The organism is Nocardia sp. CA-290969, assembly GCF_050936135.1.
Taxonomy (GTDB): Bacteria; Actinomycetota; Actinomycetes; order Mycobacteriales; family Mycobacteriaceae; genus Nocardia.
The window spans coordinates 1319182-1336397 of sequence record NZ_JBNJNJ010000001.1; the positions used below are offsets into that span (position 1 = coordinate 1319182).

Annotated in this window: 14 protein-coding genes; 12 read left to right on the plus strand and 2 right to left on the minus strand. The window is 69.5% G+C overall.

All coding sequences use genetic code 11. The features are described 5' to 3' along the window. Nucleotides 1-363: 363 nt before the first annotated feature. Nucleotides 364-2697, minus strand: a complete 2334-nt coding sequence (locus ACQEVO_RS06250) for a molybdopterin-dependent oxidoreductase (protein ID WP_432909757.1) — start codon at nt 2695-2697, stop codon at nt 364-366. Between the two features lie 243 nt (nt 2698-2940). Then, complete coding sequence (locus ACQEVO_RS06255) at nt 2941-3363, minus strand: Hsp20/alpha crystallin family protein (protein ID WP_432909759.1); 423 nt, start codon at nt 3361-3363, stop codon at nt 2941-2943. 145 nt (nt 3364-3508) lie between these two features. Here ACQEVO_RS06255 and ACQEVO_RS06260 point away from each other — a divergent pair, with 145 nt between their 5' ends. The 12 genes from ACQEVO_RS06260 (at nt 3509) to ACQEVO_RS06315 (ending at nt 17214) form a co-directional block, all read left to right on the plus strand. Beyond that, on the plus strand, nt 3509-3832 hold the full coding sequence (locus ACQEVO_RS06260) for a MerR family transcriptional regulator (protein WP_432909761.1): 324 nt from the start codon (nt 3509-3511) through the stop codon (nt 3830-3832). 91 nt (nt 3833-3923) lie between these two features. Next, a complete protein-coding gene (locus ACQEVO_RS06265) occupies nt 3924-4508 on the plus strand; it encodes a biotin transporter BioY (protein ID WP_432909763.1) in 585 nt (194 codons plus the stop codon). Then, the gene (locus ACQEVO_RS06270) at nt 4501-5622 is read left to right on the plus strand and encodes a class I adenylate-forming enzyme family protein (RefSeq protein WP_432909765.1); all 1122 of its coding nucleotides are present in this window, start codon (nt 4501-4503) and stop codon (nt 5620-5622) included. The genes ACQEVO_RS06265 and ACQEVO_RS06270 overlap by 8 nt, the downstream gene beginning before the upstream one ends. After that, on the plus strand, nt 5619-6746 hold the full coding sequence (locus ACQEVO_RS06275; protein WP_432909766.1) for a thiolase family protein: 1128 nt from the start codon (nt 5619-5621) through the stop codon (nt 6744-6746). Before ACQEVO_RS06270 ends, ACQEVO_RS06275 begins: the two co-directional genes overlap by 4 nt. A 142-nt stretch (nt 6747-6888) precedes the next feature. Beyond that, nucleotides 6889-7569, plus strand: coding sequence for an energy-coupling factor ABC transporter ATP-binding protein (locus ACQEVO_RS06280; protein ID WP_432909768.1), 681 nt, complete (start codon nt 6889-6891; stop codon nt 7567-7569). Further along, the gene (locus ACQEVO_RS06285; protein ID WP_432909771.1) at nt 7566-8168 is read left to right on the plus strand and encodes an energy-coupling factor transporter transmembrane component T family protein; all 603 of its coding nucleotides are present in this window, start codon (nt 7566-7568) and stop codon (nt 8166-8168) included. Before ACQEVO_RS06280 ends, ACQEVO_RS06285 begins: the two co-directional genes overlap by 4 nt. After that, nucleotides 8161-9567 carry a class I adenylate-forming enzyme family protein gene (locus tag ACQEVO_RS06290; protein ID WP_432909772.1) on the plus strand — a complete coding sequence of 469 codons (1407 nt, stop codon included), beginning with the start codon at nt 8161-8163 and terminating at the stop codon, nt 9565-9567. Before ACQEVO_RS06285 ends, ACQEVO_RS06290 begins: the two co-directional genes overlap by 8 nt. A gap of 450 nt (nt 9568-10017) precedes the next feature. Beyond that, complete coding sequence (locus ACQEVO_RS06295; protein ID WP_432909773.1) at nt 10018-12327, plus strand: SulP family inorganic anion transporter; 2310 nt, start codon at nt 10018-10020, stop codon at nt 12325-12327. Nucleotides 12328-12583: 256 nt separating this feature from the next. After that, nucleotides 12584-13078 (plus strand): TIGR02611 family protein, encoded by a 495-nt coding sequence (locus ACQEVO_RS06300; RefSeq protein WP_432909775.1) that lies wholly within the window; start codon nt 12584-12586, stop codon nt 13076-13078. Then, complete coding sequence (locus tag ACQEVO_RS06305) at nt 13075-13866, plus strand: (2Fe-2S)-binding protein (RefSeq protein WP_432909777.1); 792 nt, start codon at nt 13075-13077, stop codon at nt 13864-13866. The genes ACQEVO_RS06300 and ACQEVO_RS06305 overlap by 4 nt, the downstream gene beginning before the upstream one ends. Before the next feature lie 636 nt (nt 13867-14502). Beyond that, nucleotides 14503-16575 (plus strand): threonine--tRNA ligase, encoded by a 2073-nt coding sequence (gene thrS / locus ACQEVO_RS06310; protein WP_432909779.1) that lies wholly within the window; start codon nt 14503-14505, stop codon nt 16573-16575. A 36-nt stretch (nt 16576-16611) separates the two neighbouring features. Next, nucleotides 16612-17214 (plus strand): HIT family protein, encoded by a 603-nt coding sequence (locus tag ACQEVO_RS06315; RefSeq protein ID WP_432909781.1) that lies wholly within the window; start codon nt 16612-16614, stop codon nt 17212-17214. The last annotated feature ends 2 nt before the right edge of the window (nt 17215-17216 follow it).

Below are 17216 nucleotides of genomic sequence, written 5' to 3' on the forward strand. Positions count from 1 at the left end.
AGCGTGCGACCGGGCTCGGTTACGCGGCAAGGCCTCGAAGTAAACGTCCGGTTACTTCACTCCGGGCAGCTCGTTCAGGCGCCTGAACAGGCAACTTTCTATTCCCGCAGCCGTTCCGGGACCCGGCGGGCACACCGGCGGCGCTCTTCGGTCCGGCCCATTGCACAGTTACGCGGCCTCGGTGCCCGCACGGCATCCCCGCCCGCCACCGATATCGGATACGACCAATCTGAGGTGATGCGCGCGCTGGTCGCGATGTCGGTGCTGTCGCTGATCGGCATCCCGCTGTTCTCCGCGCTGCCGGACCGGCTGTGACGCCGGGCCGTCACCATGGGACGGTCGTGCGGGCTGCCGGCGCGGGAATCAGCGGATCGTGCCGGCGGCCACGGTCGGTGGCGGAGTACGAACCGACAGCGGCGGGAGTTCGCCCTCGTAGCGTTCGGCCTCCACCAGGCAACTGTTGGCCGACGGGCCCTGGGTCAGCGAACTGGTGCCGATATCGTTGGTGACCGTATTCGGATTGCCGTGGATATCCAGCGATTCCGGGTCGGCCGGGTCCAGGGGGTCGTACCAGGCGCCGGTCGCCATATGCACGACGCCGGGCCGTACCGCATCGCTGATCCGGACACCGGCGAGCAGGGCGCCGCGGTCGTTGTGGATCCGCACGATATCGCCGTCGCGTAGTCCGCGCGCGGCGGCGTCGGCCGGATTCATCCGCACCGGCTCGCGGCCGCGGATCTTGGATTCCCGGCTGGTGACACCGTGATCGAGCTGACTGTGCAGGCGGGTCGCGGGCTGATGGGAGAGCAGATGCAGCGGAAAGCGTTGTGCCGCTGGGCTACCGAGCCATTCCCGCGGCGGGAACCATGCCGGGTGGCCGAGGCAGTCCGGATAGCCGAAACCGGCAACGGTCCGGGAGAAGAGTTCGATCCGGCCGGACGGCGTCCGGAGCGGATACCGCTCCGGATCGTCGCGGAAATGCTCGAGAGTGTGGCGGGACTCCGGTAGCTGTGGCCGCAGATCGACAGGCCCGCCGGTACGGAACTCCGCGTAACCCGGCAACCGGATACCGGCGGCCGCGGCATTGTCCACGGTGGTGTGCCACAGGTGCTCCACCCACTGCCGCGCGGTGCGTCCTTCGGTGAAGCGCTCCGCGAAACCGAGTCGTCCGGCGAGACCGGTGAAGATCGCGTAGTCGTCGCGCGCCTGACCGTACGGTTCGAGGGTCCGGTGCATCGGTGTGAGCCAGTGATCGCTGCGCCCGCCCGCGAAATCCTCGCGTTCCGCGGAGGCGGTGGTGGGCAGCACGATATCGGCCATCCGGGCAGTCGCGGTCCAGCTGATCTCGTTGACGATCACGGTGCGCGGCCGCGTCCATGCCCGCCGCAGCCGGTTGAGGTCCTGGTGGTGATGGAACGGATTGCCACCGGCCCAATAGATCAGGTCGATCGGCGGGTAGGTGAGCACCCGGCCGTCGTAGGGGAACGTTGCGCCGGGACGCTCCAGCATCTCGCAGAGCCGGGCGACCGGAACGATATCGGGTACCGGGTTGCCCGGCTGCGGTAGCGTGCCGATTTCGAAGGGTAGGTAACGGCGCTGCATATTGTTGGTCATACCGATCCCGGTGCCCATGAGCACCCCGCCGCCGGGCGAACCGATATGGCCCAGCGCGGCCGCGAGTGCCCAGGCCGCCCAGTAACTCTGCTCGCCGTGCTCGGCACGTTGGAGGGCGAACGGGAGTCCGATCAGGCAGCGGTCGCGCGCCATCAGCCGGGCGAGATCGCGAATCTCGGCGGCCGGGACGTCGGCGAGACCGGCGGCCCATTCCGGTGATTTCGCTATGCCGTCGCGGTGGCCGGTGAGGTACTCGGCGAGGCGGTCGAAACCGGTGCAGTAGCGGTCGAGGAAGACGCGATCGTGCCGGTCCTCGGTGATCAGGGTGTGCAGCATCGCGAGCATGATCGCGGTATCGCTGTGCGGGCGGCAGGGTATCCAGCGTGCGCCGAGAGCTGGGTCGCAGTCGTCGCGTACCGGCCCGATATGGACGATATCGACCCCCGCCTCGCGTAGCGCGGTGAGCCGTGCGGGATCCGGATGTGCCCCGATACCACCGGGATTGACCTGGGTATTGCGTTGCGCGGCGCCCCCGAAGAACACGATGCGGGCACAGTGCCGGCTGATCTCCTCGGTGGTGGGTGCCTGCCGGGCCGCGAAATAGGCGTTCATCCCGAGAACGTGGGGTATGAGCACCTCGGCCGCGGCGAAGGAATAGGTGTTCACGGAGGCGGTGTAACCGCCGAACATTTGCAGGAAGCGGTGGATCTGTCCTTGTGCGTGGTGGAATCGGCCGGCGCCGGCCCAGCCGTAGGAGCCGCCGTAGATCGTGCGGTTCCCGCCTTCGGCCCGGGCGGCGCGCAGCGCTGCGGCGGCAATATCGAGGGCTTCGTCCCAGCCGACCTCGACGAACGGTTCGCGGCCGCGGAGTGCCGGGTCGGCGGCCGACCGGTCGCGGTAGTAGCCGAGGCGTACGGCGGGGCGGGCTATCCGGTGGTCCGGATCGTGGAGTGCGGTCAGCGAGCGCCCGATGGGGGAGGGGTGCGGGTCCGCTGTGTGCGGTGTCACCGACAATGTGCCGTCCGCGGCGGTGCCGACGAGGTAATTTCCCCAATGGGTGGCGGTGGGCCGGGCTCGCGTCATCGTCATCCTTTCCGGCAGGCATGGTGCCGGGCGGAAACCCTGGCCGCAGGTGCGGAGGCCGGCCCCGCGGTCACCGTCCGGCACGCCCGGACCTGTCCGTGTCCTACGCGTCTCGGCTCTCCAGTCTGCACCCGACCGCTGGATCGGGCATCGGCCGCTGTGCGGCTGGCCATGCGGCCGATGCCCTCCGCGCCGCCGCCCGCGACTGCGCGTCGCGGGCCCGGTGAGACTCCGCCGCACCGATCAGGCGTTGATGGCCTGCCGATGGCCGTCGCTGCGGGCGATCTCGATCTTGCGTGGTTTGGCCTTTTCCGCGACCGGGACCGTCAACCGCAGCACGCCCTCGCGGTAATCGGCGCGGATGTGCTCGGTATCGAGGCCGTCGCCGAGGAACAACTGCCGGCTGAACACCCCGCGGGGACGTTCGGCGGCGATCATCGACCGGTTCGAATCCAGCTCCGGCCGGGTCGCCCGCACGGTGACCACATCGCGTTCGATATCGAGGTCCAGTGATTCCACGTCGATACCCGGCAGGTCGAATTCCACCAGGAATTCGTCACCCTCGCGCCAGGCGTCCATGGGCATGACGGCCGGGCGTGCCGCGGTACCGAACACCTGCTGTGTGAGGCGATCCAGATCGCGGAAAGGATCGGTGCGCATCAGCATGGTCGCCACCTCCAACTCACTCCGTTCTCGATCGAATTATTCAGATAACTTGCGTCATCTGACACAGATTTTTTCTACCATTGCCAACATATGAGTGCAAGACGTTAGACTAGAAAACCTCATTACAGAGCAGACGAGGACGAGTATGGATCCACAGCGGCGCGATCACCGTCTGCCCGGTTCGGGACAGGCGGTGTATGCGATCTCGGTAGCGGCCGATCTGGCCGGCGTCGGGGTGCAGACATTGCGTTTGTACGAGCAGCACGGCCTGATCACTCCGGAACGCAGCGCGGGCGGCACCCGCAGGTACAGCGGCGACGACCTGGCGCGCCTGCATCGCATCACCACGCTGGCGGCGCAGGGGGTCAACCTGGCCGGTATCGGCCGCATCCTCGACCTCGAAGACGCCAACGCCGCATTGCTCGCCGACCTCGACCGGCTGCGCGCCCGCCGCCCGCGCGGCGGCTGACCGGGGGGAACATGCCGGGGTCGCGCGGGTGGCCGATCTGCGCATTGCTATCTTGAACGACGTTCAAGCTCGGTATGCGAAGGATGGCGTTATGAACGGTGTCGAGGACTCGCGGGCGCCGAAGACTCGCATCACCGCGCGGGATATGGCGCAGATCGCGGTATTCGCCGCGCTCATCGCGGCACTGGGCCTGCCGGGGGCGATCACCGTGGGCTTCAGCGGGGTGCCGATCACCGTGCAGACCCTCGGGGTGATTCTGGCACCGGCGGTGCTGGGCGCGCGTAAGGGCACTGCGGCGGTCGCGGTGTTCATCGCGCTGACGATCATCGGCCTGCCGCTGCTGTCCGGCGGGCGCACGGGTTTGACCGCGCTGGCCGGCCCGAGCGCCGGGTACCTGATCGGCTGGATCCCGGCCGCGCTGGTCATCGGCCTGCTCACGGCGCGGATCGTGCCGAAGTATCCGCTGGTGCCCGCACTGCTGATCAACGCGGCGGGCGGGATCGGGGTCATCTACCTGTTCGGCACCCTCGGTCTGCTGGTGCGCACCGACCTCGGCGCGCTCGCCGCGATCGAGGCCAACGGCGTTTTCCTGCCGGGTGACCTGCTCAAGGTGGTCGTCGCCACGATGGTGGCCAAGGGCGTGCACCGTGCCTATCCGGGTTTGATCCGTGGGTAGCCCCGAACTCGGCGGCAGCGGCGCGGCGCCCGCACTCGACCTCGCCGGCGTCACCCTCACCTATCGGGAGCTCGACCGCGCCGTCGACGGCTGGATCGATCGGTACGAGCCGGGTCCACGCGGTTACGACGCCTCCACGCTGCCGGTCGCCGACGCTCTCATCTGTATCTGCGCGGCCGCGCGTCGCGGGATACCGGTCGCCGTCGAGGACCCGGCGGCGCGACCGAAGCGCGGCGAATGGCCCGCCGAGGCATTCCTGCTGGTCGCGACATCGGGCTCCACCGGCCGTCCGCGTCCGCTGGCCCGTACCGCTGCGTCCTGGTACGACAGTTTCCCGGTTTTCACCGACCTCACCGGCGTGACCCCGCGGGACCGAGTGCTGATCACCGGCCCCTTGCACGCGACCATGCATCTGTTCGGGGCGCTGCACGCGCTGTGGCGCGGTGCCTGCGTCACCGACGACCCCGCCCGGGCGACCGTGGTGCATGCGGTCCCTTCGGTGCTGCGTGAACTGGTGTCGCGGGCGCCCCGGCTGCGGACCGCGATCGTCGCCGGAATCGCGGCCGATCCGGGCGCACTGGCCGCGGCGCGCCACCTCCGGGTCATCGAGTACTACGGCGCTTCGGAGGTCTCGCTCGTCGCCGCCCGGGAGGTTCCCGCACCGCTGCGCCTGCTGCCCGCGGTGCAGGCGCGGATTCGCGACGGGCTGCTGCACGTGCGTTCCCCGTACACCGTGCTCGGGGCGCCGGACTGGTTCTGCGTGGGCGATCTCGCCGAACTCGGCGCGGACGGGGAGTTGCGGGTGCACGGCCGGGGCGAGGCCGTGATCAACGTCGGCGGAACCAGCGTCGTCGCCGAGGATGTCGAGCGCGTGCTCGGTGCCATCGACGGTGTCGCGGTGGCGGCCGTCATCGGCAGCCCGCATGCCGTGCTCGGCGAAACCGTCACCGCGGCAGTGCAATTGGATGGTGCCGAAATCGGCGAGATCCGGCGGCGGGCACGCGGTCTGCTCAGCAAGGAAGCGATGCCGCGCCGTTGGGTGCCGGTGCCGGAAATGCCCACCACGGCCGCCGGCAAGATCGCGCGCGGTCGGTTGAAAGACTTGCTCGTATGAGCACCGACGCTGTTCTCGTCGCCGCCCGGCGCACCCCCATCGGCACGGCCGGCCACGGGTTCGCCGCTCTCACCGTCACCGATCTGGCGGCGCCCGTGCTGGCCGCCGTGGCCGGCGCGCTGCGGGACGCGGGTGTCGATGCTCCGATCGACGATGTCGTGCTCGGCAACTGCCTGGGGCCGGGCGGCGACCCGGCCCGGGTCGCCGCGCTGCAGGCGGGCCTCGGCACCGAGGTGCCCGGGGTGACCGTCGACCGGCAGTGCGGTTCCGGGCTGGATGCGGTGATCCAGGCGGCGCTGCGGGTGCGCAGCGGCGCCGATGAGCTGATCCTGGCCGGTGGCGCCGAATCGGCCAGTACCGCGCCGTGGCGGTTCTGGCCACCCGCCGCGGACGCCGACCCGGTGCGCTACACCCGGGCGCCGTTCGCGCCGGCCGGTTTCCCGGATCCCGATATGGGTGTCGCCGCCGACGATCTCGCGCGGATCCGGGGCATCTCGCGGGAACGCCAGGACGAGTACGCGGCGCGATCGCATACCCTGGCCGCGGCCGCGGATTTCACGGCCGAGATCGTGCCGGTGGCGGGGGTGCGTCACGACGAGCGGATCCGCCGCGGGATGACCACCGCCCGCCTGGCCCGGCTGCGGCCGAGTTTCGGCCCCGACGGCACCGCGACCGCCGGGAACTCCTGCGGTATCTCCGACGGCGCCGCGGTCGTCGCCGTGACCACCCCTCAGCGGGCCGCCGGGCTCCCGGCACTGCGTATCGCGGCCACGGCCGTCGCCGCCGGAGATCCGGCACTACCCGGCCTGGGGCCGGTACCGGCGATTCACAAGGCCCTGCACCGGGCCGGCCGCACGGTATCCGAGGTGGGTGTCGTGGAGATCACCGAAGCCTTCGCGTCGGTGGTACTGGCGGTCGCCGACGAACTGGACCTGGACGAATCACTGATCTGCCCGGAAGGCGGGGCGATCGCCATGGGCCATCCGTGGGGTGCGTCGGGCGCGGTCCTGCTGGCGCGGCTGGCGAGCCGGATGCTGCGCCCGGACGGCCCCGAACTCGGCCTCGCCGCCTGCGCCATCGGCGGTGGACAGGGAGTCGCGATGCTCCTGGAGCGGACGGCATGAACCGGTCGGGCACGAATGCGGTCACGCGGCCTGACCGTGCCGGGCCCGCGGCCGTGCCCGTGGGGCCGGGCACGAGTGCGTCAGGCCAGGCGGTAGCCGGGTGTGCCCACACAGGGCCCGCGCTCATGCCGGGAGGCGCAGCATGAGTGAGATCGTTTTCGGGTCGGTGAGCCATTCCTTCGGTGACCGCCGGGTGCTGCGCGGGATCGATCTGCGGATCGTGGAACGCCGGGTCGGGATCGTCGGGGCGAACGGGTCGGGGAAATCGACCCTGGCCCGCATGATCAACGGTTTGCTCACCCCCACCTCCGGCACCGTGACGGTGGACGGTGTCGACACCGCGCGCAAGGGGGCGCGGGTGCGGCGCAAGGTCGGGTTCGTGTTCACCGACCCCGACACCCAGATCGTCATGCCGACGGTCGCCGAGGATCTGGCGTTCTCGTTGCGCCGCAGTGGCCTGTCGAAAGCCGAGGTCGCCGCGCGGGTGGCCGAGATCCTGGACCGGTTCGGGCTCGCGGGGCATGCCGACCATCCGTCGCATCTGCTGTCCGGCGGGCAGAAACAGTTGCTCGCGCTCGGTGCGGTGCTGATCCGGCGGCCGGAGGTGATCGTCGCCGACGAGCCCACCACCCTGCTGGACCTGCGCAACGCCCGGATCATCGCCGACGCGCTGGACGCCGTCGACCAGCAGGTGATCGTGGTGACACATCAGCTGTCGCTGCTGGCCGGATTCGACCGGGTGATCGTCGTAGACGACGGTGCGGTGGCGTTCGACGGCGAACCGGCCGCCGCCCTGCCGGCCTACCGGGACCTGGTCGAGTGATCGGGCTGTACCGCCCCGGGAATTCGCCGGTACACCGCACCCCGGCGGGGGTGAAACTCGTGTTGCTGCTCGTGACCATCACGGCGGCAACGGTATTCGTGCGCACACCCGTCCAGCTCGGGGTGGTGGCGGCAGGTGCGGCGGCGTTGTTCGTCCTGGCCCGGATCCCGTGGCGGACCGCCCTCGAACAACTGCGTCCGATGGTGTGGATGCTGGCGATCATCGCGGTGTTCCAGATACTGACCACCTCACCCGCACGAGCGCTGGTGGTGTGCGGGTTGCTGTTGCTGTCGGTGGCGCTGGCTGCGCTGGTCACGCTCACCACCAAGGTCACCGATATGCTCGATGCCGTCACCCGGGCGCTGGGCCCGTTGCGGCGGATCGGTGTGGACCCCGACCGGCTCGGGTTGTTGCTGGCGCTGGCGATCCGGTGCGTACCGCTGCTGGCGACGATCGTGCGGGAGGTCGCCGAGGCCCGCCGGGCGCGGGGGTTGCAGTGGTCGATGACGGCGCTGGTGACGCCGGTGCTGGTGCGGTCGTTGCGGACGGCCGACGCGATGGGGGATGCGCTGGCGGCGCGCGGGGTGGACGATGACTGAACTGCTCGCCGAACGGATCGCGCGACAGGTACGGTCCCGTCCCGCGGCACCGGCCGTCCGGACCGCTCGCCACGGTGTCGACTATTCCGGGTTCTGGCAGCGGGTTACGCGGGTCGCCGCGGGCTTGGCCGGAATGCGGCGGGTCGCCGTTTTGCCGACCTCGGATATCGACTCGTTGGTCACGGTGACCGCAGCCGTGCGGGCCGGGGTCTGCGTGGTGCTGTTGCACCGGCATCTGCGGCCGGATCAGCTGGGGCGGGTGCTGGCCGTGACGCGACCCGGTGCCGTGGTGGCGGTGACCGCGCAGCACCGGCGGTTGCGGCGGATGGGGTTCGACGGCCAGCCGCAGACCGCGGCCGGACTGGCACGCGACGGGTCGCCCGGCAGTGCCCGGCCGGATTCCGAACTGCTGGTGGGGATCACCTCCGGGACCACCGGCGAACCGAAGCTCTTCGTCCGCGATCAGGCGTCCTGGGCGGCCACCCTGGACCGCTCCGACCGAGCCTTCGATATCGGGCCGGGCGATACGGTCGCGGTGCCGGGGGTGCTGGACCATACGCATTTTCTCTACGGTGCCCTGCACGCCCTGACCCGCGGCGCGACGGTCGACCTGCGGCCCGCCACGGACGCGCTGATGGCCGGTGCGACCCACCTGTACTCGGTGCCGACCCTCGCCTGGGATGTCGTGCGTTCCGCGGGTGCGCCGTACACCGGGGTACGGGAAGTCCTGTCCTCGGCAGCGCGGTGGCCCCGGAACGGGCGTGCCGCCCTGCAGGAGGTGCTGCCCGACGCGACGCTCACCCATTTCTACGGTGCCTCCGAACTCAGCTTCGTCTCGTTCGACCGGGGCCTCGGCGCGGCCGTCGAACCCGGCGCCGGCGCGGGCGCGGGCGCCGCGGGTGAGTATTCGGCCGGGGAGTTGTTCGACGGGGTCGAGGTGCAGATCCGCGACGGCCGGGTGTTCGTGCGCAGCGATATGGTCTTCCGCGGTTATCTGACCGAATCCGGCGTGGTGGACGGCCCGGTCGACGGATGGGTTTCGGTGGGCGATCGCGGCGCGCTGGACGGCAGGCGGTTGTGGTTGTCCGGCCGGGACAGCGAGATGCTGATCCGGGGCGGTCTCAATGTGGAACCGGCGGCGGTGGAAGCCGCGCTCACCGCGATCCCCGGGGTTACCGAGGCGGCTTGTCTCGGGGTCGCGGACGAACGCTGGGGTCAGGTGCCGGTGGCCGCGGTCGTGGTGGATGAACGGGCGCCGGACACCGGGGAGATCCGCCGGCTGTTGCGTGCGGCGCTCCCGGCGCCGAGTGTGCCGGCGCGGATCGAGGTGCTGGATGCGCTGCCGCGGACACCCCGCGGCAAGCTGGACCGTCCCGCGCTGCGTGCCGCGATCGGTTGAGCACCGGCCGGCGTCACCGGCGTGCCGCGACACATTGCGGTTCGGCAGCGATTGTCATTTTCGTCACGCCCAATCTATTGCCAAGTTTGGGTAGTTCTTTACTATAAGAGGAGTTGACGAACAGCTTCGGCGCCGGCCCGTCCGCGGGTCCGGGCCGGCCGTCCAGGCGCTGTTCGTCCACTCATAATCTCTTGCTCTGCAGCGTATTTCGACAGCGATCCGAGTCGGAAGCGATCGGACGGCGTAGTTCGGTGCGATATCACCAGCAGTGGAGGTGCCCTCTCAGGCTTTGCTAAGTCTTTACTAATACTATGGCGACGGTTTAAGTCTCGGCCCGTTGCCGTGCCGAGTACCTACTTCACCGCGAGATGCCGGTTCGCGGTCTGTGCCCGACTGGACATATTGATCGTCAACCGACCTCGGCTCCGGCCGAGTCGGCGAAGGAGAGCGATGGCAACCAAAATTCCGAATTCCCCTGCGACAGAATCTGGTCCGGACCCAGCGGAACTGCGCGCCGCCGGGTCCGCGAGCCGATCCGTACCCCCCTGGCTGAACTCGATCCTGCGGCACGACCTACCGGCCTCGATCGTGGTATTCCTTGTCGCGCTACCACTTTCGATCGGTATCGCGATCGCCTCCGGCGCCCCCGTGGCCGCCGGTCTCATTGCCGCCGTGATCGGCGGTATCGTCGCCGGCGCGCTCGGCGGTTCCGTTCTGCAGGTGAGCGGTCCCGCCGCCGGACTCACCGTGATCGTCGCCGAATCCATCCACCAATTCGGCTGGAAGGTAACCGGTTTCATCGTCGTCGCCGCCGGCGTGCTGCAGATCCTGTTCGGATTGAGCCGCATCGCGCGCGCCGCGCTGGCGGTGGCTCCCGTGGTAGTGCACGCCATGCTCGCCGGTATCGGCGTCACCATCGCCCTGCAACAGCTGCATGTGCTGCTCGGCGGCGAATCCAACAGCACCGCCTGGACCAATATCACCGAACTTCCCGCGCAACTGCTTTCGCTGCACGGGCCGGCCGCGTTCATCGGCCTGGTGGTCATCGCCATCATGCTGGGCTGGAAATACCTGCCCGAACGCGTCAAGGTCGTTCCGGGGGCGCTGGCCGCGGTCGTCGTGGCCACCGCACTGTCGCTGGTGCTGTCCCTCGACGTCAAACGGGTCACCATCGACGGCTCGCTGTTCGACGCGATCGGCCTACCGGAGTTGCCCCGCAGCGACTGGGCCGCGGTCGTGGTGATGATCCTCACCTTCGCGCTCATCGCCAGCGTGGAAAGCCTGCTGTCGGCCGTCGCGATCGACAAGATGCACACCGGCCCGCGCGCCGATTTCGACCGCGAGATGATCGGCCAGGGGTCGGCGAACGTGCTCTCGGGCCTGCTCGGCGGGCTGCCGGTCACCGGCGTGATCGTGCGCAGCTCCACCAACGTCGCCGCGGGCGCCCGCAGCCGCGCCTCGGCGGTTTTGCACGGTGTCTGGGTTCTGGTCTTCTCGGTGGCCCTGGTCTCGCTCGTGGAACAGATTCCGCTGGCCGCGCTGGCCGGCCTGCTGATCGTCATCGGCACGCAGCTGGTGAAACTGGCGCATATCCGGCTCGCCCACCGCACCGGTGATCTGCTCGTCTACGCCGTCACGCTGCTCGCGGTGGTGTTCCTGAACCTGCTCGAGGGTGTGCTCATCGGACTGGCGCTGGCCTTCGCGCTGCTGATCTGGCGGGTCGTGCGGGTCGCGGTCACCGCCGAACCGCTCGGCGGCACCGAGCGCTGGCTGATCCGGATCGACGGTTCCTGCACCTTCCTGTCGCTGCCGAAACTGTCGACCACCTTCGCGAAGGTTCCGCACGGTGTCGCGGTGACGGTGGAGATGACCGTCGACTTCCTCGACCACGCCGCCTACGACGCCATCACCGACTGGGCCCGGCAACACGAGAGTAACGGCGGCACAGTCGATTTCGTCGAAATCGGGGAGGCGCGGATGGCGCGGGCCGAGGCGGCGCCGCCGTCGCGCAGCCTGGGCCGGGTGGTGCTCGACGACGTCCTCGGGCCGTGGCGGATCGACCGCGACGCGGCGGCGGACAAATCCGGCGCCGGAAACGATCCGCTGGTCAGCGGGATCGCGGCCTACCATCGCAGCCACGCCCATTTGATGCGGCCGCATCTGGACGAACTGCGTGACGGGCAGGACCCGGATTCGTTCTTCCTCACCTGCTCCGATTCCCGGATCGTGCCGAATGTGATCACCAACAGCGGGCCGGGCGATCTGTTCACCGTCCGAAATGTCGGCAACCTGGTGCCCGAGGAAGGTGACGCCTCGGTCGAAGCGGCGCTGATCTTCGCGCTCGAGAAACTGAATGTGCGCTCGGTGGTGGTCTGCGGTCACTCCTCCTGCGGGGCGATGGGTGCCCTGCACTCGGGTGAATCCGCAGGGCCGGGCATCGACCGCTGGCTCGAATACGGGCAGCCCAGCCTCGACCGTTACCGCGCCGGGCATCCCGTGGGCCGGGCTGCCGAGGCCGCCGGGTTCGGGCCGGTCGAGCAGCTGAGCATGGTGAACATCGCCGTCCAGCTGGAGAACCTGCGCCGGCATCCGTCGGTCGGGCGCGCCACCGAGGAACGCGGGGTCACCGTTTCCGGGTTGTTCTTCGATATCGCCAGCGCCCGGCTCATCGAGGTCCGGGTGGACGGGATCGCGCCGATCGAGGACAACGACGGCGTACTCGAGCAGTTGCACAGGGAGCCGGCCTCGGCCGGGAAGTAGCCGCCGGACGGCTACGCAGTCCCAGCTCGTCCATGAACCTACCGCGCAAACCCGCGCCGCATCCGGCGGCGCGGGTTCGCGCGCTCCCTCGGCCGGGCCATCGAGGCGGCCCCGCCGCATTCGCTGCTACCGCGTGCCACAGGGGCCCGGCTCGGCGTTCCTCCCGGCCGATCGGGACCCTGAAGGCACCTCGGCGCCGCCGTGAACCGATGCGGGCCCCGGGTCTTGTTGTAATGCCGACTCGTAGGCTGGTTTCGTGGAGAAATCTTCCGAAACCGCCGTCGATGGCGACGCGGCGAGTACCCGCCCGGTGGGGTCCGATTCCGGGACCGACGAGGGCCCGGCCGGTTCGGGGCCGGCGTTCTGGCGCGCCTTCCGGGGGCGGATCGCGGGGCGCCCTACGCTCGAGCTGGTCTACCGGGTCGGGGTGGCGGTGGTCGGCACCGTGGTGCTCGTGGTCGGCATCATCACCATTCCGTTCCCCGGGCCCGGCTGGGCACTGGTATTCGCCGGTATCGGCATCCTCGCCACCGAATTCGCGGTGGCGCGGCACGCGCTGGTCTGGTTACGGGACAAGTACCGGCGCGGGATGGCCTGGTACATCTCCCGTGGGCCACTGATGCAGGTGCTGGCGTTCCTGGCGACCTGCGCGGTGGTCGTGGCGACGCTGTGGGTGCTCGGCACGTTCGGATTGGTCGGCGACTGGATCGGAGTCGAATGGCAGTGGTTGCACAGTCCCCTGATGTCGTGAGGACGGCGCGGGGGGAGATGCTGGCGGACGAATCGTGGCTGGCCGCCCGGATCGCGGAACTCAACGCGTCCTGGCGGACCGATTCGATGCGGGTGGGAGCCACCCTGTGGTGGTGTATGACCGCCTCCGCGCTGGTCGAACCGGTGGTGCGGGCACTGGCCCGGGAAACCCCGATCACCGCGCCCGCCCTCGACCGGCTGGAACTGTGGTTACGCCCGGACGGCACGGTGGAGAAGGTCCGGTTCCTCGATACCGATGCCGATGCCGCCGGTCCCGCGGAGCTCCGGCACGTCGTCGAACCGCGAACCCGTTCCACGCGCGCCGACAGCGACGGCACGCCGCGGGTGCGGATCGGCGCCCCCGAATCCGGAGTGGGTGCGGCAGCGGCTCCGTCCGGTGCACGGACTGTGATCGGCGGGCCGGGCGGTGAGCCGGCCGGCCCGGGTGAAATCCCGGTGGCGCTACGCGCGACCTTGTCCACCGTGATCGACCGGATCAGTGCCGTCTCGGGGGTGCGGGGGCCGGCGCTGTGGGCTGTCGTGACCGATGTCGTCGCCAGCTGGGCGGTCGATGCGCGGGCCCCGGAGATCGGGCAGCGGCTCGCCGCCGAGATCGGGTCCGCACTGCCCGCCCCCCGGTTCGTCGAGGTCGGCGGCCGGACGTTCGTGAAGCGCGCCTCGTGCTGCCTCGTCTACGAGGCGCCGAACTGTGAAAAATGCGTGAGCTGCCCCAAGCGCCCGCCGACCGAACGTGCGGCCTTGCTCGCGGACTACGCACGGCGCGCCTAGTCCTCCGCAGGACGTGCGAGCACGCCCCCGCCGAAAGTGGGAACCCGCCGGTAGATCGCACGATTGCACACGCCGCGGCGTGTCGGCCGGCACGGTCTGCCGGACGGGCCGAGCACCGCGCCGAGTGCGCCGAAGTTGTCCCACTCCGCTGGCGATGACCGCTCGCCGCACCGGTCGGCCGCGGGCAGCCGACGAAGGGCCGGCGCGTCACTGCGGGTGCCGGTCGAGGTCCTGGGGATGTCACAGCAGGCCGTGTCACCGCTGCGCCATCGGGCGGAGTATCGGCGCCGGACGGTTCGAGCCGGGTGCGGCGTCGGCTCGTCGTCGTGGTGGCCACCCCGGTGAGTCCGTCTTCGTCGCGGGGGCTGTATCCGTCGCCTCCTTCGGTTCGCCGGCCGGGAGCGCCCGCCACGCCTACCGGGAGTCCCGCGGTGGCCGGGGCGTCCGGTGTCCGGCCCGGTCCATCGACACGCGTCCGGGTGTGTCCCGATAGCATGGTCGCGGCCGGGCAATGCCCGGTTACCGATCGACGGAGAAGCCGTCACCGAACCGGGGTAGCCGGGAGTAGTGGCGGTCCGTCCGAAGCCCGAGCGAGCCGGAGCGGATCCGGCCGCGGAACCCGAGGAGAGCGCCACCGTGACCACCACAGCCCCCCGCAGCCCAGTCACCCCCGTCCGGGTGCCGGCCGGGACTACGGCGGGTGCCGCGGTTAGGGAGGCGGGCCTGCCGACCAAGGGTCCGGACACCGTGGTCGTCGTCCGGGACGCCGCGGGTGATCTGAAGGACCTCTCCTGGGCGCCGGAACTCGATACCGAGGTCGTTCCGGTCGCCGCGAACACCGAGGACGGGCGCAGCGTGATCCGGCATTCCGCCGCGCATGTGCTGGCCCAGGCGGTGCAGCAGGAATTCCCGGAGGCTGTCCTGGGGATCGGGCCGCCCATCAAGGACGGGTTCTACTACGACTTCCGGGTCGACCGCCCCTTCACTCCCGAGGATCTGGCCAAGCTGGAGACCCGGATGAAGAAGATCGTCAAGGGTGCGCAGCGGTTCGCCCGGCGGGTGGTCGAGGTGGACCAGGCCCGGATCGAACTGGCCAAGGAGCCGTTCAAACTCGAACTCATCGGGGACAAATCCGGTATCGACGATCCGGAGATCATGGAGGTCGGCGGTAACGAGCTGACCATCTACGACAACCTCGATCCGCGCACCGGCGAACGTGTCTGGGGCGATCTGTGCCGGGGTCCGCATATCCCCACCACCAAGTTCATCCCGGCGTTCAAACTCACCCGCAGTTCCGCCGCCTATTGGCGCGGCGACCAGAACCGCGAGGGCCTGCAGCGTATCTACGGCACCGCCTGGGAATCGGCGGAGGCGCAGGACGAATACCTGACCATGCTCGCCGAGGCCGAAAAGCGCGATCACCGCAAACTCGGTGCGGAACTGGATCTGTTCTCCTTCCCCGACGAACTCGGTTCCGGCCTGCCGGTGTTCCATCCGAAGGGCGGCATCATCCGCAAGGAGATGGAGGATTACTCGCGCCACCAGCATGTGGAGGCGGGCTACGAGTTCGTCAACACTCCGCATATCACCAAGGCGCATCTGTTCGAGACCTCCAAGCACCTCGAGTGGTACGCCGACGGTATGTATCCGCCCATGCATCTGGACGCCGAACTCAACGAGGACGGCACCGTCCGTAAGCCGGGGCAGGACTACTACCTCAAACCGATGAACTGCCCGATGCACAACCTGATCTACCGGTCCCGGGGCCGGTCGTACCGGGAACTGCCGCTGCGGTTGTTCGAATTCGGTTCGGTGTACCGGTACGAGAAGTCCGGGGTGGTGCACGGCCTGACCCGCGCCCGCGGCTTCACCCAGGACGACGCGCATATCTACTGCACCCAGGAACAGGTCGTCGAAGAGCTGACCGGCACCCTGCGGTTCGTGCTCGACCTGCTGAAGGCCTACGGTCTCGACGATTTCTACCTGGAGCTGTCCACCAAGGACCCGGACAAGTACGTCGGTTCCGACGAGCTGTGGGACGAAGCCACCGAAACCCTTCGCCAGGTCGGAGAGGCCTCCGGGCTGGAACTGATCCCGGATCCGGGCGGCGCCGCGTTCTACGGCCCGAAGATCTCGGTGCAGACCCGCGACGCGCTGGGCCGCAACTGGCAGATGTCGACCATCCAGCTGGACTTCTTCGAACCCGGCCTGTTCGAACTCGAGTACACCGCCTCCGACGGCACCAAGAAGCAGCCGGTGATGATCCACCGGGCGCTGTTCGGGTCGATCGAACGTTTCTTCGGGGTGCTCACCGAGCACTACGCGGGTGCCTTCCCGGCGTGGCTGGCGCCGGTACAGGTGGTGGGGATCCCGGTCGCCGACACCTTCGTCGAACACCTCGACGGTGTGGTCGGCCGGTTGCGGGCCGCCGGGGTACGCGCGGAGGTGGATCGCAGCGACGACCGGATGCAGAAGAAGATCTTCAATCAGACCGCGCAGAAGGTGCCGTTCATGCTGCTGGCCGGGGCGCGGGATGTGGAAGCGGGCGCGGTGAGCTTCCGGTTCCGCGACGGAACCCAGGTCAACGGTGTGCCGGTGGCCGACGCGGTCCGGGTGGTCGTGGACTGGGTTCACCGCCGGGACAACAGCTCACCCACCGCGGAGTCGGTGCGTCCCCTGGTGGACGGCGCGGGCGGTGCGCCGGAGTGATACCGGGTCCGCCCGGGCGGGGAAAGGGTATGGATTATGAGTGAGCGCACGGTGCCGGACGGTCTGACCGCATCGGACGAAACCGCCGCGGACGCCGCGGCCGGGGAAATCGTGGATCGCGGTGCGGGCGAACCGGATCGGTTGCAGCGGTTGTGGACGCCGTACCGGATGTCCTATATCGCGGAGGCGGCCACGTCGGCGCCCAAGGGTGCGACGGGTCATCCGTTCACCGATATCCCCGAGATGTCCGACGAGGACGGGCTGGTCGTCGCGCGCGGCGAACAGGTGTACGCGGTGCTGAACCTCTACCCGTACAACCCGGGGCACATGATGGTGGTGCCGTATCGCCGGGTGGCGAACCTGGAGGATCTCACCGCCGCCGAGGCCGCCGAGCTGATGGCGTTCACCCAGCGGGCCATTCGCACGATGAAGAAGGTGTCGCGCCCGCACGGATTCAACGTGGGGCTCAACCTGGGCGGGGTCGCGGGCGGTTCGCTCGCCGACCACCTGCACCAGCACATCGTGCCCCGCTGGGGCGGCGACGCCAATTTCATCACCGTGATCGGCGGGGCGAAGGTGATGCCGCAGCTGCTGCGCGAAACGCGGGCCCTGCTGGCGTCGGCCTGGGAAGAGGCGTAGAT

Coding starts and splice junctions, on each gene's coding strand:
- ACQEVO_RS06295 (WP_432909773.1), top strand. CDS start 10,018: ATGGCAACCAAAATTCCGAATTCCCCTGCGACAGAATCTGGTCCGGAC.
- ACQEVO_RS06275 (WP_432909766.1), top strand. CDS start 5,619: ATGAGCACCGACGCTGTTCTCGTCGCCGCCCGGCGCACCCCCATCGGC.
- ACQEVO_RS06260 (WP_432909761.1), top strand. CDS start 3,509: ATGGATCCACAGCGGCGCGATCACCGTCTGCCCGGTTCGGGACAGGCG.
- ACQEVO_RS06290 (WP_432909772.1), top strand. CDS start 8,161: ATGACTGAACTGCTCGCCGAACGGATCGCGCGACAGGTACGGTCCCGT.
- ACQEVO_RS06280 (WP_432909768.1), top strand. CDS start 6,889: ATGAGTGAGATCGTTTTCGGGTCGGTGAGCCATTCCTTCGGTGACCGC.
- ACQEVO_RS06265 (WP_432909763.1), top strand. CDS start 3,924: ATGAACGGTGTCGAGGACTCGCGGGCGCCGAAGACTCGCATCACCGCG.
- ACQEVO_RS06250 (WP_432909757.1), bottom strand. CDS start 2,697: ATGACGCGAGCCCGGCCCACCGCCACCCATTGGGGAAATTACCTCGTC.
- ACQEVO_RS06255 (WP_432909759.1), bottom strand. CDS start 3,363: ATGCTGATGCGCACCGATCCTTTCCGCGATCTGGATCGCCTCACACAG.
- ACQEVO_RS06315 (WP_432909781.1), top strand. CDS start 16,612: ATGAGTGAGCGCACGGTGCCGGACGGTCTGACCGCATCGGACGAAACC.